Genomic DNA, 15286 nt, shown 5'->3' on the forward strand with positions numbered 1-15286 from the left:
CTCTGCTTTGCCCTCAATTCAGGAGAATCCCCATGCGGAAACCCACGTTTCAGGTGACCCGTCGCCAGGCAATTCGGGGATTGCTGGCCACGGGTGCCTTTGGTTTAACGGTTAAGCTCAGCGGCTGTGGCAATGCCCCCACGGCAGCGGGCGGCAGCGACACCCTGACCGCTGGCTTTATCTACGTTGGCCCCAAAGACGACTACGGCTACAACCAGGCCCACGCCGAGGGCCGCGCCAGCCTAGATGGCATGGCCGGAGTGAAAACCTCCGAGGAGGCCAGCGTGCCCGAGACCAACGCGGTGCAAGAAACCATCCGCAGCATGATCGACCTGGATGGGGCCACGGCGATTTTTGCCACCTCCTTTGGCTACTTCGACCCCCACGTGCTGACTTTGGCCAAAGACTTTCCCGAGGTGCAGTTCTTCCACTGCGGCGGGCTCTATGAGGAGGGCGTACACCCCAATAACGTCGGCAGCTATTTTGGCTACATCGACGAAGCCCAGTATGTGGCCGGGGTGGTCGCCGCCCATGCCTCGAACAGCAAGCGGCTGGGGTTCATTGCCGCCAAACCCATTCCCCAGGTGCTGCGCAACGTCAACAGCTTTACCCTCGGGGCTCGCAGCATCGACCCCAGCATCACCACCCAGGTGATCTTTACCGGCGACTGGGCCGACCCGGTACGTGAGGCCGAGGCCGCCAACAGCATGGCCGACCAGGGCATTGACGTGCTCACCTGCCACGTCGATAGCCCCAAGGTGGTGATTGAAACTGCCGAACGGCGCGGCATTTTTTCCTCGGGTTACCACGCTAACCAGGCCGAACTGGCTCCCCAGGGCTACCTCACTGGGGCCGAGTGGGACTGGTCGAACGTGTACACCAACTACGTCACCCTGCTGCAGGAGGGCAAAACCTTGATGAACGGCGGCATTCCCCACCTGGTGCGGGGCGGTTTTCAGGACGGCTTTTTGAAGCTGTCGCCCTTTGGCTCGGCGGTGAGTGCTGAGGCCCAGCAGGCGGCAGAGGCGGCTAAAGCCCAGCTGATGGCTGGAGAGCTGGTGATTTATAAAGGCGAGATTAAAGACAACCAGGGCAAAACCGTGATTGCTGGCGGCAAGGAGCTGGGGCAGACAGCGGTAGAGCTAGAGCAGATGAACTGGCTGGCGGAAGGGGTGATGGGGAGTGTGGGGTAGGGGGGTGAAGGGGTGAAGGGGTGAAGAGGTGAAGAGGTGAAGAGGTGAAGAGGTGAAGAGGTGAAGAGGTGAAGAGGTGAAGAGGTGAAGAGGTGAAGAGGTGAAGAGGTGAAGAGGTGAAGAGGTGAAGAGGTGAAGAGGTGAAGAGGTGAAGAGGTGAAGAGGTGAAGAGGTGAAGAGGTGAAGAGGTGAAGAGGTGAAGAGGTGAAGAGGTGAAGAGGTGAAGAGGTGAAGTAGCTGCCGTAGGGTGGGCATTGCCCACCATCCCCTAATAACCTTTGACCAACCGCTAAGCGTTGGTCGCTGTTGCCCACTATCCATGACATCCCAATCGGGTACCCGTCCCTTTCAACACACCCAACCATTAAAAATTTGGTGAGCAAAGGAGCAGAATCATGAGCGATCGCTGGCGAAATCTTCTCGAAAAAATCTGTATTCCTGTGGGGGCGCTGGTGGCAGCCCTGGTGATCTTTGGCCTGTTTTGCGCCCTGGCCGGGGCCAACCCATTTGGGGTCTACTACTCGATCTATCGAGCCGCCTTTGGCAGCTGGAGCTCGTTTCAAAACACGCTGATTCAGGCGTCGCCGCTGATGCTGAGTGCGCTGTGTACCGCCCTACCGGCACGGCTGGGCCTGGTGATTATCGGCAATGAGGGAGCACTGGTGCTGGGGGGGCTGGCAGCGGTGGCGGGTGGCCTCACCCTGGGCGGCTGGGGATTGCCCACCCCTGGGGTGCAGCTGGGTATGGCCCTGGCGGGCATGGCAGCGGGCGGCATTTGGATTGCCATCGTCGGGGCGCTACGGCACTATCGGGCGGTGAATGAGACCATTAGCAGCCTGCTGATGAACTACATTGCGATCGCACTGCTCAACCACATGGTCAATGGCCCGATGAAAGATCCGGCCTCCCTCAATAAGCCCTCGACCTATCCCATCCCGGATATGCACATGCTGGGCACGCTGCCCGGCAGCCGGGTGCATTACGGCCTGGTGCTGGGTCTGGTGGCCTGCGGGCTGGCCTACTTTTTAATTCAGCGCACGACATTTGGCTTTGCGGCGCGTACCGCCGGGGGCAACGTGCGGGCAGCGCGGGTAGCGGGGCTGCCCGTGGGCAAGCTCACCCTGGCGATCTGCTTTTTGGGCGGGGCCTGCGCGGGCCTGGCGGGCATGGTCGAAGTCGCCGCTGTCCACGGTCGTGCCAACGAATCGCTGAATGCCAACTACGGCTATGGCGGTGTGCTGGTGGCCTTTATTGCCCGCCACAACCCGATCGCGGCCAGCCTCGTTGCCCTGCTGCTGGGAGGCATTCTCGCCAGCGGCGGCATTCTCCAGCGCAGCCACGGCCTGCCCGACGCCACGGTGATGGTGTTTCAGGGCCTGGTGTTTCTCTCGGTGCTCTACAGCGATTCGCTCTACGGCAAGCTGCCCATCTTTAAGGCCCGCCCGCCCAAGGTGCGGCCCACACCCCCAGTGGCAACAGCCACTCCGGTTTAGGTTGGCCGAATGAAGAATCTACCGTAGGGGCACAGCAGTGCTGTGCCCCTACCCAAACCATCGTGCTTTAGTCAAATCCACACATCCACGGAGAGTGAGAACCATGGCCAGTGAAGCTTTAGGCTGGTGGGGCATTCCCCTCGCCATTCTTGCCGGAACCCTGCGGGGGAGCGCCCCCTTTCTGTTTGTCAGCCTGGGAGAATGTTTGACCGAGAAAAGCGGCAAAATCAACCTGGGACTGGAAGGCACCCTGCTGATGGGGGCGATGAGCGCCTACGCTGTGTCTTACCTGACCGGGTCGCCCTGGCTGGGGGTGGTCACGGCAGGCATCGCGGGCATGTTTTTGGGCCTGATTCACGGCTGGCTCTCGCAGCAGCCTCGGGTGAACGATGTGGCGGTGGGCATTGCCATGATTATCTTTGGCAGCGGCCTGGCCTTCTTTTTGGGCAAGCCGTTTATTCAGCCCTCGGCCCCGCAGCTGCCGGTGATTGCGCTAGGGGCCTGGAGCCAGATGCCCCAGGTGCAGTCGGCGCTGCAAATTAGTCCGCTGTTTATTTTGGGAGTGGCGATCGCACCCCTAATGCAGTGGTTCTTTCGCTCTAGCCGCTGGGGCCTGCTGATTCGCGCCGTGGGCGACAGCCCCGATGCCGCCCGCGCCATGGGCATTTCGATCTTTAAGGTACGGATGGCCAGCATTGTGGCAGGCAGCTTTTTAGCCGGGATTGGCGGGGCGTCGCTGTCGCTGTTTTACCCCGGCAGCTGGTCAGAGCGAATTTCGAGCGGCCAGGGTCTGATGGCGGTGGCCCTGGTAATTTTTGCCCGCTGGAATCCGGTGCAGTGTCTCTACGCGTCGCTGCTGTTTGGCGGTGCCCAGGCGATCGGCCCGGCGCTGCAATCGGTGGGCATCGACGCCTACTACTATTTGTTCAATGCGTCACCGTACATTTTGACGTTGTTGATTATGGTGATTACCTGCTCGCCAAAGCGCACATTAACGGGTGCGCCCGGTGCCCTGGGCCAGGCTCAGGAGTAACCGTTTGCCACCGTCCTTATAAAGCATTTTGTAGGGACGTTTCGCACTGTAGGTTGGGTGAAACGCAGTGCAACCCAACAGAGGCAGACCCATACGGAAAGTGGTGTATTGCGGCTAAAAGGCCCAGTCTGGGGAGGTTAGCTCAGGGGGCGAGCCGCGAATGCACCCTACATTTGCCCGCTGCCGTTTGCTGTGACATTGGAGAACCACCATGGGAATTTTTGTTGAAGCTGAGCCGTACCCCTACCCTTACAACGGCGATCTGCAGCCCGACAATACGGCGCTGATTGTGATCGATATGCAGACCGATTTTTGCGGCATCGGCGGCTATGTGGACAAAATGGGCTATGACCTGTCGCTCACCCGCGCCCCGATCGCCCCGATTGCCAAGCTGCTGGGGGTGATGCGCGATCGCAACTTCACCATCATTCACACCCGCGAGGGCCATCGCCCCGATCTAGCTGACCTGCCGGAGAATAAACAGTGGCGATCGCGGCAGATCGGCGCGGGCATTGGCGACCCCGGCCCCTGCGGGCGCATTTTGGTGCGCGGCGAACCCGGCTGGGAGATCATCCCTGAGCTGCAACCGCTGCCCGATGAGGTGGTGATCGACAAACCCGGCAAAGGCTCGTTCTACGCCACCGATCTAGACCTAATCCTCACCCGCAAAGGCATTCGCAACCTGATTCTGGCGGGCATCACCACCGATGTGTGCGTCCACACCACCATGCGCGACGCCAACGATCGCGGTTACGAGTGCCTGCTGCTGTCTGACTGCACCGGGGCCACCGACTACGGCAACCACCTGGCGGCGCTGAAGATGGTCAAAATGCAGGGCGGCGTGTTTGGCGCGGTGGCCTACTCTGAAGCGCTGATCGAGGCGTTGGTTTAGAGAAAACTCAAAATTTTGAATTTTGAATGTTTAGTTCTTGTTAACTAGCTGCAACTCAAAGCTGAAAACTCAAAATTTTCTCCCCCACCTCTCGCTATCCTCTACCCACCTGGAGTTACACTATGCCCCTTCGCCGCCGTACCTTCCTCGAATTTGGCGCTAGCGCTACCCTCGCCGTAGCCCTCCACAGTTGCGCCACCTCCTCTAATAATGCCACCACCCCAGACTCCAGCACCGCCTCAGCGACTGGCGGGGAGGATCCGGGCAAAATTTCCATTGGCTTTTGGCCCGTAGCCGCTGGGCTACCCCTGTTTCTGGGGGTAGAACGGGGCTATTTCAAAGAGGCGGGCTTAGATGTTGAAGCGGTGCAGTTTGCCTCCGCCCAACAGGTGGCCGAAGGCATCATTGCCGGACGTTTGCAGGGTTCCGGCAATGGCACTGCCTCCGGAGCCCTGGGGCTGGCTGAAATTGCTTCCCCCGGGCTGTTCAAAATTTTGGCGGCCAACCCCAGCAATGTCGAACTCAAACTTGAGCAATTTATTGTGGCGAAAGATAGCCCCTTTGAATCCATTGCTGACTTGATGGGTAAGCGCGTCGCCAGTGGCCCCGGGGCTCAAAATAAGGTGATTGCCGAAGCGGTGCTCAAAGCCAATGGCATCGAAGGTGTAGAGATCCAACAGCTAGAAATTCGTCAGCATGTGGCGGCCCTAGAAGCGGGCCAAATTGACGCCGCCTACACCCTGGAGCCCACCGGTACCGTCGGTGATATGAACGGGATTACACGCATTCTTGAAAATGGCGTGGTTTCAACCTACATTTTGGGCGACCCCCAGGCCCCCTGGTTTGGAGGTTCTGCCACCCTCAGCACCCAATTTATTGAGGCCTACCCCGAGGCAGCCAAAATCTATGCCGAGGCCTATCGCCGCTCGATTGAAGACATTCGCACCGATCCAGATTCTACCCGGCAGTACCTGGTGGGCTACACCGCCATTGAGGGCGATCTAGTCGATCGCGTTCCCCTGGTGGGCTACACCCTATTCGATGAATTTACCCCTCAAGATATCGACTATTTCCAGGCCTTTTTTGACTTCATGACCGAGAGCGAGGTGTTTTCTCGCCAGGTGGAGGTTGAACCATTGATTTATCGTCCGGCTTAGGGTGCATGGTTTGCGGGCACGGTGCACCGCAAACCATGCACCCTGACTAACCAGTCATCTTTGGCTGAACAGATCACTTACCCCAGTCACCTGTAGTCTCAATCCATCACCTAGGGTTAGTTGTCTTACCTATCGAGGTCGTTATGTTTAAGCTAGGTTTACCCCAAACCATTGCTCCGCCAGAAAACTGCATCCAAATCGAAGGATTATCCAAGTCCTTTGGGAATCAGGTACTGTACGACAGCTTTGATCTAACCTTGCCCGGGGATAAATTCGTTTCGATCTTTGGACCCAACGGCTGCGGCAAATCTACCCTGATCAATATGATCAGTGGACTGACTCCCTTTGACTCGGGTCGTATTTCCATCAATGGCAAACCGATTCGGCGATCGCGCATTGGCTATGTCTTCCAAAACTATCGCGATTCTCTGTTTCCTTGGATGACGGCCTTTGACAACATTGCCTACCCCCTGCAGGTCAAAGGGATGAAAACCAAAGAGTGCCACGACATTGTCGAAAACCTGATCAAAACCTTTGACATTCGTCTCGATTTAACCCGCTATCCCTATAGTTTTTCCGGCGGACAGCAGCAGCTAATTTCAATTCTGCGAGCCCTAGTGGCTGACCCCGAGGTGTTGTTCCTAGACGAGCCCTTTTCGGCCCTAGACTTTGAAACCACTTTGTTTGTGCGCGACAAACTGCAAGAGATTTTCATGGCTGCTAAATTGCCCATGGTGATGGTAGTCCACAACCTAGAGGAAGCGGTGTATTTAGCCGATACGGTGTTGCTGCTCAGCAAGCGCCCCACCCATCTGGTGGCCGAGGTTAACTTTGAGGCCCCCCGGCCCCGCACCCCAGATACTCTCTCCTCGCCGGAGTTTGTAAAAATTAGTCGCCACTGTCTCGACATCTTTCAAGAGGAGATGCGCAAATGATCACCCCTACCAAGACATTGCCCAAGCCCTTGGGGCATCGTGCTTCTCTTGATCTCAACCTGTGGCTCGATAGCCTACTGCCCCTGGTAGGGGTACTGCTGCTGTTTTCGGTCTGGTGGCTGATTTCGGTTTCTGGCTGGGTCAGCCCGGTGCTGTTACCTACCCCCTGGGCTACCCTGCAAACCCTGGTGTCGGCTGTCTTTACCGGCACCATGCTGACCAGCTTTATGGCCACGGTGGCACGCACGTTCCAGGCCTTTGTGTTGGCAGCGATAATTGGGGTCCCCCTCGGCGTTGCCTTAGGCAGCTCTGAACGGGTCTATCGCAGCGTTGAGTTTTTGATTGATTTCTTCCGCTCAACCCCCGCCAGCGCCTTAATTCCAATGTTCATCCTGTTCTTTGGAGTGTCCGACATTTCAAAGGTGGTGATTGCGGCGTTTAGTGCCCTATTGCTGATTTTGTTTAACAGCGCCTATGGGGTGATGAATGCCAAGCGATCGCGCATTTTGGCAGCTAAGGTAATGGGAGCTAACCGCTGGCAGGTCTTTAAAGATGTGCTGCTTTGGGAAAGTATGCCCCAAACCTTTATTGGCCTGCGCAGCGGTATCAGCATTGCCCTGGTGATTGTGATTGTGGCGGAAATGTTCATTGGCACCCAGCAGGGGTTAGGAAAACGCATTATTGACGCGCAACAAATCCTCAACGTCAAAGACATGTATGCCTCTATTTTGATGACCGGCCTACTGGGCTATAGCCTCAATATGCTGTTTTTGATGTTTGAAAAACGGGTCATCCACTGGAGTGGGAAATAACGTCCCATCCCCCTATCCCTCCATCTCCCCATCTTCCCCATGAAAACCATTACCATTGCACCCCAAACCAAGACGGCCCCACCCGAGCTAGAAGTGATCAACCTCACCAAACGCTTTGGCACCTTTACCGCCCTCGACCAGGTATCGATCAAAGTCACGCCCGGCAGTTTTCACGCCCTCTTGGGAGAAAATGGGGCGGGTAAAAGCACCCTGGTGAAATGCATCATGGGCTTTTACACCCCCACTTCAGGCGATGTGCTGGTGGGTAAACAATCGCGGGCGATCGCCAGCCCCAAGGATGCTCACCACTATGGTCTGGGCATGGTCTACCAGCACTTCACCTCGGTGCCTGCGATGACCGTGGCCGAAAATCTGGTGCTTTCGCGCTACGACAGCCCCCAGTGGATCAACTGGAAGGCTGAGTATGAGCGCCTTGATGCCTTTATGGCCAGCTCGCCCTTTCAGATCGACCTACGCACCCCGATCGCCCAGCTGGCGGCGGGCCAAAAGCAAAAGCTGGAAATTCTCAAGCAGCTCTACTTGAATAGCCGAGTGCTGATTCTCGACGAGCCCACCTCAGTGCTCACCCCCGACGAAGCCGACGAAGTGCTGGGCCTGCTGCGCGAAGAAGTTACCGCTGGCCACCTCAGCGTGCTGATGATTTCCCACAAGTTTCGCGAGGTGATGGCCTTTACCGACGAAGTGACGGTGCTGCGCAAGGGCAAACTGGCGGGCCACGGCTACGTGCGCAACCTTACCGTAGATGACATGGCCCACATGATGCTGGGCGAAAAGACCGAAGCCACCCCAGTGGAAAAAGTTACCATACCTGATACCCGCCCGGTGCTGGAGCTAAAAGACCTCTGCGCCGATCGCGACAATGGCCTGCCCGCCGTACGCAGCGCCAGCCTGATCGTCAACAGTGGTGAAATTGTCGGCATTGCCGGTGTGTCGGGCAACGGCCAGCGGGAACTGGTGGAGGTGCTGGCCGGGCAGCGCCCCCGCCACAGCGGCGACATTTTGGTCAACGGCACCCCCTACCAGTCGACCCGCAAGGAAATGGCCCGCCACCAGGTCTACACCCTGCCCGAAGAACCCCTGCGCAACGCCTGTGTACCCCACATGAGCGTGGCCGAAAACATGGCCCTGCGCACCTTTGACTGCCCGCCCCAGGCGCGGCGTGGCTGGCTGCTCAGTCTCAGCAACATTCGGCGCATGGCGGAGGGCTTGGTGCAGGTGTTTTCGGTCAAAACGCCCTCGGTCGATACCCCCGTGGGCCATCTCTCCGGCGGCAACGTGCAGCGCACCGTGCTGGCCCGAGAATTGTCCTCTACCAATATCAACCTGCTGATTGCCGCTAACCCCTGCTTTGGCCTCGACTTCTCGGCAGTAGACTACATCCACAGCCAGATCCTCGCTGCCCGCAATCGCGGTGTGGCGGTGCTGCTGGTCAGCGAAGACCTGGACGAGCTGCTAAAACTGAGCGATCGCATTTTCGTAATCAGCGACGGCGAGCTGGTCTACGAAAGCCCTACCGCTGAGGCGGACATCAAGGTGCTAGGCCAGAAGATGGCTGGGCATTAGTGGATGGGTGGGCGGGTAGGCGGGTGGATGGGTAGGGACAGACCTACGTATCTACCCTGGCTAGAGTGATGGGTAGATGAGCTAGGAGTTATTATGCAAGCGATTGTTTGGCCTGACCTGAAGGCGATGGCGGCTGACCCAGAGCTAGACTGGCAGCCCTTTCGCTCCGGCGTCGATATCCACCGGCTCTACCCGGCTGAACCCGACGGGGCCGCTGCCGCGCTGCTGCGCTACCAGCCGGGGGCCTCGGTTCCCCGCCACCTGCATACCGGGTTTGAACATATTTTTGTGCTCTCGGGCTCTCAAACCGACGCCAACGGTACCTACCCCGCTGGCACGCTGGTAGTCAATCCGCCCGGCACCCGCCACACCGTCAGCAGCTCCGAGGGCTGCATCGTCCTCGCCATCTGGGCCAAACCTGTTGAGATAGAGGAATAGGGCTGATCTCACTCATCCTCTCGTCTTTAACATCTCCTATAGCGAGAATTGGGCAGACGCCGTCTGCCCCTACCCATCCACCCCCTACCCATCCACCCATCATGCCCATCCCCGCCCAACCCTATCCCTACCCCCTACCCGCCACTGGCCTGGCGCTGCTCATCATCGACATGCAGCGCGATTTCATTGAGCCCGGCGGCTTTGGCGATGCTCTGGGCAACGATGTCAGCCTGCTGCGGGCGATCATTCCCCAAGTGAAGGCCTTGCAGGAGGCGTTTCGGCACTACAACCTGCCGATTTTTCAAACCGTGGAGGGGCATTTGCCCGATCTGTCGGACTGCCCGCCGTCGAAGCGCGATCGCGGTTCTAGCTCACTCAAAATCGGCGATCGCGGCCCTATGGGGCGCATTCTGGTGCTGGGCGAACCGGGCAACGGCATCATTCCCGAACTTGCGCCGCTGCCAGGAGAAGTGATTATTCCCAAACCCGGCAAGGGAGCTTTTTATGCCACTGAGCTAGAAGCGCACCTCAAAGCCCAGGGCATTACCCACCTGATTATTACCGGCGTCACCACCGAGGTCTGTGTGCAGACCACCATGCGCGAAGCCAACGATCGCGGCTACGAGTGCCTGCTGGTCGAAGATGCCACCGAGAGCTACTTTCCCGCCTTTAAGCAGGCCACCCTAGAGATGGTGCGTGCCCAGGACGGCATCATCGGCTGGACGGGGGCGACTGAGGCAGTGTTGAGCGCCCTAGCGGCTCAGTTCAGTGTTCAGGTAGTGGCGTAGGGCAGCTAAGCACTGTAGACCTCTGTGGCCTAAATACCCTCATCAAAATCATCATCGCTATAGAACCCAGGGTTTTTAAAGACCCTGGGTTCTGCTTTAAGCATTCAATGCCATGACTTTAAGAGGTCAATCGTCCTGAACTTCTAGAGCTATAGCTGTAGCCAGTCTGGTTAAGACATTTCCCCTAAAAACGTTTGAACGTTCAAACGTTTCTGGATGTCCTAACCCAAGTGACTATGGCTATATTTAGAATTTCAGACTTCCACCGCAAAAAATATTGATTAATTTAAGCAAATAAGGCCGTTCCGTAGTTTTCTTTGAACCAGAAGCTTTGCTCAGCCCCAGGGACTCGGGCTCGACTCTACAGCCATCCCTTTGACAAAGATTCTGACGAAACCATTGACAGAGGGCGATTCAGCACGATACATCATGATCACAGGCAATAATAGTTTATAGAATGCAAAGATTTCTGAATTTTTGGCTTTTTTGGCCTCAGGAGAGATGGACATGAACGCCAATTTGATCATGTCCAATATTTTGAACCCCCCAGTGCTATTTTTCTTTTTGGGGATGCTAGCCGTATTCGTTAAATCTGATTTAGAAATTCCACCGCCAATTCCTAAGCTATTTTCGCTTTATTTACTGCTAGCGATCGGGTTTAAAGGAGGCGTTGAGCTGACTAAAAGCGGCATTAATCAGCAGGTGGTGCTGACTATTTTAGCCGCTATCATGATGGCCTGCGCGGTGCCCTTATACACCTTCTTTATTCTGCGGCTCAAGCTCGATACCTACGACTCGGCTGCGATAGCCGCTACCTACGGCTCGATCAGCGCCGTCACCTTTATTACCGCCAGCGCCTTTTTGACCGAGTTAGGCATGCCCTTTGATGGCTTTATGGTGGCCGCTTTGGCCTTAATGGAATCTCCCGCCATCATTGTGGGGCTGATTCTCGTCAATTTCTTTGCCAGAGATGAAAAGCGTGAATTTGTCTGGTCTGAGGTGCTGCGCGATGCCTTTCTTAATAGCTCGGTCTTTTTGCTGGTGGGCAGCTTAATCATCGGCATGCTGACTGGTGAGCACGGCTGGGAGGTGCTCTCGCCCTTTACCCAAGATATGTTCTATGGCGTCCTGACCTTCTTCCTGCTCGATATGGGTTTAGTCGCCGCCAAACGCATTAAAGACTTACAGAAAACCGGCGTATTCTTGATTTCCTTTGCCATACTGATCCCAATCCTCAACGCTGGCATTGGGTTGCTGATTGCCAGGGCGATCAACATGCCCCAGGGAGATGCCCTGCTGTTTGCGGTGCTGTGTGCCAGTGCTTCCTACATTGCAGTGCCTGCGGCCATGCGGTTAACGGTGCCCGAAGCCAACCCCAGCCTGTACGTGTCTACGGCCCTAGCGGTAACGTTTCCCTTCAATATCATTGTCGGCATTCCCCTTTATCTGTACGGCATCAACCTGTTGTGGAGCTAAGCCCATGCACCTTGTCAAAAAGATTGAGATCATTGCCAATTCGTTTGAGTTAGCCAAAATTTTAGACAGCCTAAAAAAGTCAGGCGTTCATGGTCATGCGGTGATTCGCAATGTGGAGGGCGAAGGGCTACGCGGCGGTAGCGAAGATTTAGATATGACTATGGGCGACAACGTCTATATCATTGCTTTTTGCATGCCTGAGCAAATTAAAACCGTGGCCGAAAATGTGCGTCCGCTGCTGAACAAATTTGGGGGCACCTGCTACATCTCCGATGTCATGGAAATTCGCTCTGTGAAATGTGTGGCGTCACTATAGGAAATGGGGTAATGGAGCACAATGTCAGCCATCTAAATCGTCGGACCGCTTTAAAGCTAGGCTGCGGTGGACTGTTGGGCTTAGCCACTGGGAAAGTAGTCTTTGGACAGGCAAAATCGGCTGCTGCCGCCAATCTAGCGTCTGTGGGGGTGGCGATGCCCAGCCCCCAGGAAGCGCTGAATCGACTGATAGAAGGTAATTTACGATTTACTCAGCACCACCTAGAGCACCCCGACCAGTCAGAAGACCGAGTAAAGGAATTGACCCAGGCGCAGCACCCCTTTGCCACGGTGTTAAGCTGTGCCGATTCGCGGGTTACCGCCGAAATCATTTTTGATCAGGGGTTAGGCGACATCTTTGATGTGCGGGTGGCAGGCAACATTGCCACGCCGGAGGTGCTGGGCAGTATTGAGTATGCTGTAGAACTGCTGGGGACGCCGTTGCTGATGGTGCTGGGCCACGAGCGCTGTGGAGCCGTCACCGCAGCGGTGGAAAATGGCCCCCTTCCCGGCGCAATTGGCACTTTTGTGCAGGCCATCTTGCCAGCGGTCAACCAGGTGAAGGGGCAGCCGGGCGATGCGGTGGACAACGCAGTATCCGCCAACGTTCGCTACCAAACGGAGCAGTTGATGCGATCGCAGCTAATCCGCGATCGCCAGCAGTCGGGCCAGCTCCAGGTGGTCGGTGCCCGCTACGACCTCGATACTGGCACCGTCACCTTAGTTACCTAATTTCTGTGAACCGCTACCCCAGCCGTTCCCGCAGATGATCGCCCACCCGCAGGGCGTTGGCGATTACCGTCAGGGCATTCCCCACGCTGGCGCTGGAGGGCATGAAACTGCTGTCTACCACATAGAGGTTGTCTAGCTCATGGGCGCGGCAGTTAGTGTCGAGCACCGAGGTGGTGGGGTCGGTGCCCATACGGCAGGTGCCGCACTGATAGGCCATCACCGGCAGGGGCACCTCTCCTCGGGGGTGCATCCCCGATCGCGAAAACACGCTGCTATCTTTTTCGACAGACTTGAGCACATCTAGCCAGCGATACACCAGGCGATCGTGGGCCTCAGCGTTGTTGGCAGAGAAGTTGACGTAGAGCTTACCGTTCTTCACCTCCACCCGGTTTTTGGGGTCGGGCAACACCTCGGTCATCGCCCACCAGGCGATCGATCGCGTCGCCAACTGCTTTAGCCCAAAGTTAGGCATAAACTTGGTCACCAGCGATAGCACCGGGGGCGACTCCGCAAAAATCGCGTCTTGCAGCACCCCGCCCATATTTTGAATGTGGCCTAGGGGATAGTCAACTTGACTGTCGCCCCAGTAGTAGTCATTGATGCCCACCGATCGCGGAAATTTACCCGAATTAGACTGAGTCGTGACCTGCACGATCGAACTGAGCTGAATCTTCATCAGGTTGCGGCCCACCTGATCAGAGCTGTTCGCCAACCCGTTGGGGTGCTTCTCGTTGGCCGACTGAAGCAGCAGCGCCGCCGAGTTAATGGCCCCGCAGGCCAGCACAATAATATCAGCCATAAAGATGTAGGGCTGACCATTGATATTGGTCTGCACGCCCTTGACCGCCGTCCCCGCAGGGTTGGTCAGAACGCTGGTCACCTGGGCTGAGGTTTTGAGAGTCACGTTGCCAAAATCTAAAGCCGGGGCAACCCCAAACACCTCGGCATCCCCGGTGGGGTCATCGTCTCGCAGCGACAGCGACATCGGCAGCGGGTAGGGGTGACAACCCTGCTTGGCAATGCCCTCGACCACGGGCTGAATGGTGGGGTCATGGGCGATCGCCGGGTAGGCAAAATTTCCACTGCGGGGCGGTTCTGTCGGGTCAACACCCCCCTGGCCATGCACCTGGTACATCGACTCCGCCTCGGTGTAGTAAGGCTCAAAATCGCTGTACTTAAGGCTCCACTCGGGTGAGGTGCCGTCCTGGTGATTCACCGTTTCAAAGTCTCTTTCGCGCATGCGCTGGAGGGCGGCCCCATAAATTTTGGTGTTGCCACCGATCGCATACTTCATCTGCGGCGTGAAGGGTTCGCCGTCGCCGTCGTACCACTGCTCAGGGGCGTGGTAGCGCTGTTTCTGAAAAATATCTACATCGCTGATGTTTTGCTCTTCAAGGGGCATGGCGTCGCCACGCTCTAGCAGCAGAATGCGCTTACCCGACGGGGCCAGCTTGCGGGCCAGGGTGCCGCCCCCCGCCCCAGTGCCAACAATGATCACGTCGTAGTGCTGGTCATCGATAATCATAGCGGTTCCTCACTGGGGGCTAGGAAAATAAGCTGGCTTGATCGGGGCTAGAGAGGATTGAGGGGGTACAGTGCATCCACTGCTAAACTACCGCAAACCCTGTATGGGGTCTGACCGAAGGTTCTTGAAACCCAAGAACAATATCTGCTTCAGGTATTCCTGCCGCCACCAGTTCAGTGGCGATGCCGTCTTCAGTACCATCGCGTTGTACCCAAACTTTGCCATGGCGAATTTCAATATGAATCAGACAACCGTGGTGATGGCGTTGGCCGTTCCAACCCTCAGAGAGAATGACGTATTGGTCGGTATCCGCGTCAAAGGCAGCAAGATTACGAACATCGACATTGGCGTAGACAAGGTGGGTGTAGGGAGTTAAAACTGCACGAATGATCTGACGGTAGCCGTCTAAGGTATCCATCGAGTAACAACCTCCTGCTCAGGGTTAAACGCCACCAGTTTGATAACCTTTCGCTCTAAAAGCATTTTGCCAATTTCTGCTTCAAACAGGTCGAGATATACCGCTTCTCGAATGGCTAGGTACAGAGTTCGGTCTGGTTCGATCAGGCTCAAGGCATTTTGGTAGAGAACGAACTGGCCTAGGGCATTTTCTAAATCACGGATTTCTGAAGGGCCAACAAAACTCTTGATCTCAACAGCGATTTTGTTGGGGCCTTTCTCCGCCGCCAGCAGTTTTTCAGCACCTAAGTCAATAAACAGGTCTTTTTTACCTATGCGTAAACTCAGAGGATCTTGAGTAATTGTCCACTCGTCCTTAATTAGGGCAGTTTTGACAGCATTGTGGTAGATATCCTTCGCAGGCATAGTGGCTCATTTAGTGCAAAGCTGGCTTAAGCAGATCCCAGGGTTCTTAGGAAAGGCGTAGGCAGTCTGAGAAACCGTAGAAGAACCCTGG

General features: G+C 56.5%; 16 protein-coding genes. 13 read left to right on the forward strand and 3 right to left on the reverse strand.

Going from position 1 to position 15286, the window contains the following annotated elements; translation table 11 throughout:
- Positions 1 to 32 precede the first annotated feature (32 nt).
- From RRF56_RS07345 to RRF56_RS07405, 13 genes are all read left to right on the forward strand, one after another.
- Positions 33 to 1193 (forward strand): BMP family ABC transporter substrate-binding protein, encoded by a 1161-nt coding sequence (locus tag RRF56_RS07345; RefSeq protein ID WP_317036985.1) that lies wholly within the window; start codon positions 33 to 35, stop codon positions 1191 to 1193.
- A gap of 395 nt (positions 1194 to 1588) precedes the next feature.
- Positions 1589 to 2686 (forward strand): ABC transporter permease, encoded by a 1098-nt coding sequence (locus RRF56_RS07350; protein ID WP_317036986.1) that lies wholly within the window; start codon positions 1589 to 1591, stop codon positions 2684 to 2686.
- A 103-nt stretch (positions 2687 to 2789) separates the two neighbouring features.
- Positions 2790 to 3719 carry an ABC transporter permease gene (locus RRF56_RS07355; protein ID WP_317036987.1) on the forward strand — a complete coding sequence of 310 codons (930 nt, stop codon included), beginning with the start codon at positions 2790 to 2792 and terminating at the stop codon, positions 3717 to 3719.
- A 211-nt stretch (positions 3720 to 3930) separates the two neighbouring features.
- Complete coding sequence (locus RRF56_RS07360) at positions 3931 to 4611, forward strand: isochorismatase family cysteine hydrolase (RefSeq protein WP_317036988.1); 681 nt, start codon at positions 3931 to 3933, stop codon at positions 4609 to 4611.
- A gap of 122 nt (positions 4612 to 4733) precedes the next feature.
- Positions 4734 to 5768 carry an ABC transporter substrate-binding protein gene (locus tag RRF56_RS07365; RefSeq protein ID WP_317036989.1) on the forward strand — a complete coding sequence of 345 codons (1035 nt, stop codon included), beginning with the start codon at positions 4734 to 4736 and terminating at the stop codon, positions 5766 to 5768.
- A gap of 143 nt (positions 5769 to 5911) precedes the next feature.
- Positions 5912 to 6703 carry an ABC transporter ATP-binding protein gene (locus RRF56_RS07370; RefSeq protein ID WP_317036990.1) on the forward strand — a complete coding sequence of 264 codons (792 nt, stop codon included), beginning with the start codon at positions 5912 to 5914 and terminating at the stop codon, positions 6701 to 6703.
- Entirely contained in the window at positions 6700 to 7515 is an 816-nt protein-coding gene (locus RRF56_RS07375; protein WP_317036991.1) for an ABC transporter permease, read from the forward strand. The genes RRF56_RS07370 and RRF56_RS07375 overlap by 4 nt, the downstream gene beginning before the upstream one ends.
- Before the next feature lie 39 nt (positions 7516 to 7554).
- Positions 7555 to 9099: an ABC transporter ATP-binding protein gene (locus RRF56_RS07380; protein WP_317036992.1), complete on the forward strand. Its 1545-nt coding sequence runs from the start codon at positions 7555 to 7557 to the stop codon at positions 9097 to 9099.
- Positions 9100 to 9192: 93 nt separating this feature from the next.
- Entirely contained in the window at positions 9193 to 9537 is a 345-nt protein-coding gene (locus RRF56_RS07385) for a cupin domain-containing protein (RefSeq protein WP_317036993.1), read from the forward strand.
- 101 nt (positions 9538 to 9638) lie between these two features.
- Positions 9639 to 10325: an isochorismatase family cysteine hydrolase gene (locus RRF56_RS07390; RefSeq protein ID WP_317036994.1), complete on the forward strand. Its 687-nt coding sequence runs from the start codon at positions 9639 to 9641 to the stop codon at positions 10323 to 10325.
- A 507-nt stretch (positions 10326 to 10832) separates the two neighbouring features.
- Positions 10833 to 11801 carry a sodium-dependent bicarbonate transport family permease gene (locus tag RRF56_RS07395; RefSeq protein ID WP_317036995.1) on the forward strand — a complete coding sequence of 323 codons (969 nt, stop codon included), beginning with the start codon at positions 10833 to 10835 and terminating at the stop codon, positions 11799 to 11801.
- 4 nt (positions 11802 to 11805) lie between these two features.
- Complete coding sequence (locus RRF56_RS07400; RefSeq protein WP_317036996.1) at positions 11806 to 12117, forward strand: P-II family nitrogen regulator; 312 nt, start codon at positions 11806 to 11808, stop codon at positions 12115 to 12117.
- Between the two features lie 11 nt (positions 12118 to 12128).
- Positions 12129 to 12848: a carbonic anhydrase gene (locus RRF56_RS07405; protein ID WP_410510545.1), complete on the forward strand. Its 720-nt coding sequence runs from the start codon at positions 12129 to 12131 to the stop codon at positions 12846 to 12848.
- Positions 12849 to 12861: 13 nt separating this feature from the next.
- On the opposite strand, the gene RRF56_RS07410 is transcribed toward RRF56_RS07405, so the two are convergent.
- The 3 genes from RRF56_RS07410 to RRF56_RS07420 all read right to left on the reverse strand — a co-directional run bounded on the left by RRF56_RS07410 (position 12862) and on the right by RRF56_RS07420 (position 15195).
- Positions 12862 to 14373 carry a GMC family oxidoreductase gene (locus tag RRF56_RS07410; RefSeq protein ID WP_317036998.1) on the reverse strand — a complete coding sequence of 504 codons (1512 nt, stop codon included), beginning with the start codon at positions 14371 to 14373 and terminating at the stop codon, positions 12862 to 12864.
- Between the two features lie 82 nt (positions 14374 to 14455).
- Positions 14456 to 14791 carry a XisI protein gene (locus RRF56_RS07415; protein WP_317036999.1) on the reverse strand — a complete coding sequence of 112 codons (336 nt, stop codon included), beginning with the start codon at positions 14789 to 14791 and terminating at the stop codon, positions 14456 to 14458.
- Entirely contained in the window at positions 14779 to 15195 is a 417-nt protein-coding gene (locus RRF56_RS07420) for a XisH family protein (protein ID WP_317037000.1), read from the reverse strand. The genes RRF56_RS07415 and RRF56_RS07420 overlap by 13 nt, the downstream gene beginning before the upstream one ends.
- Between the last annotated feature and the right edge of the window lie 91 nt (positions 15196 to 15286).

The sequence above is a fragment of the Nodosilinea sp. E11 genome (assembly GCF_032813545.1).
GTDB lineage: Bacteria > Cyanobacteriota > Cyanobacteriia > Phormidesmidales > Phormidesmidaceae > Nodosilinea.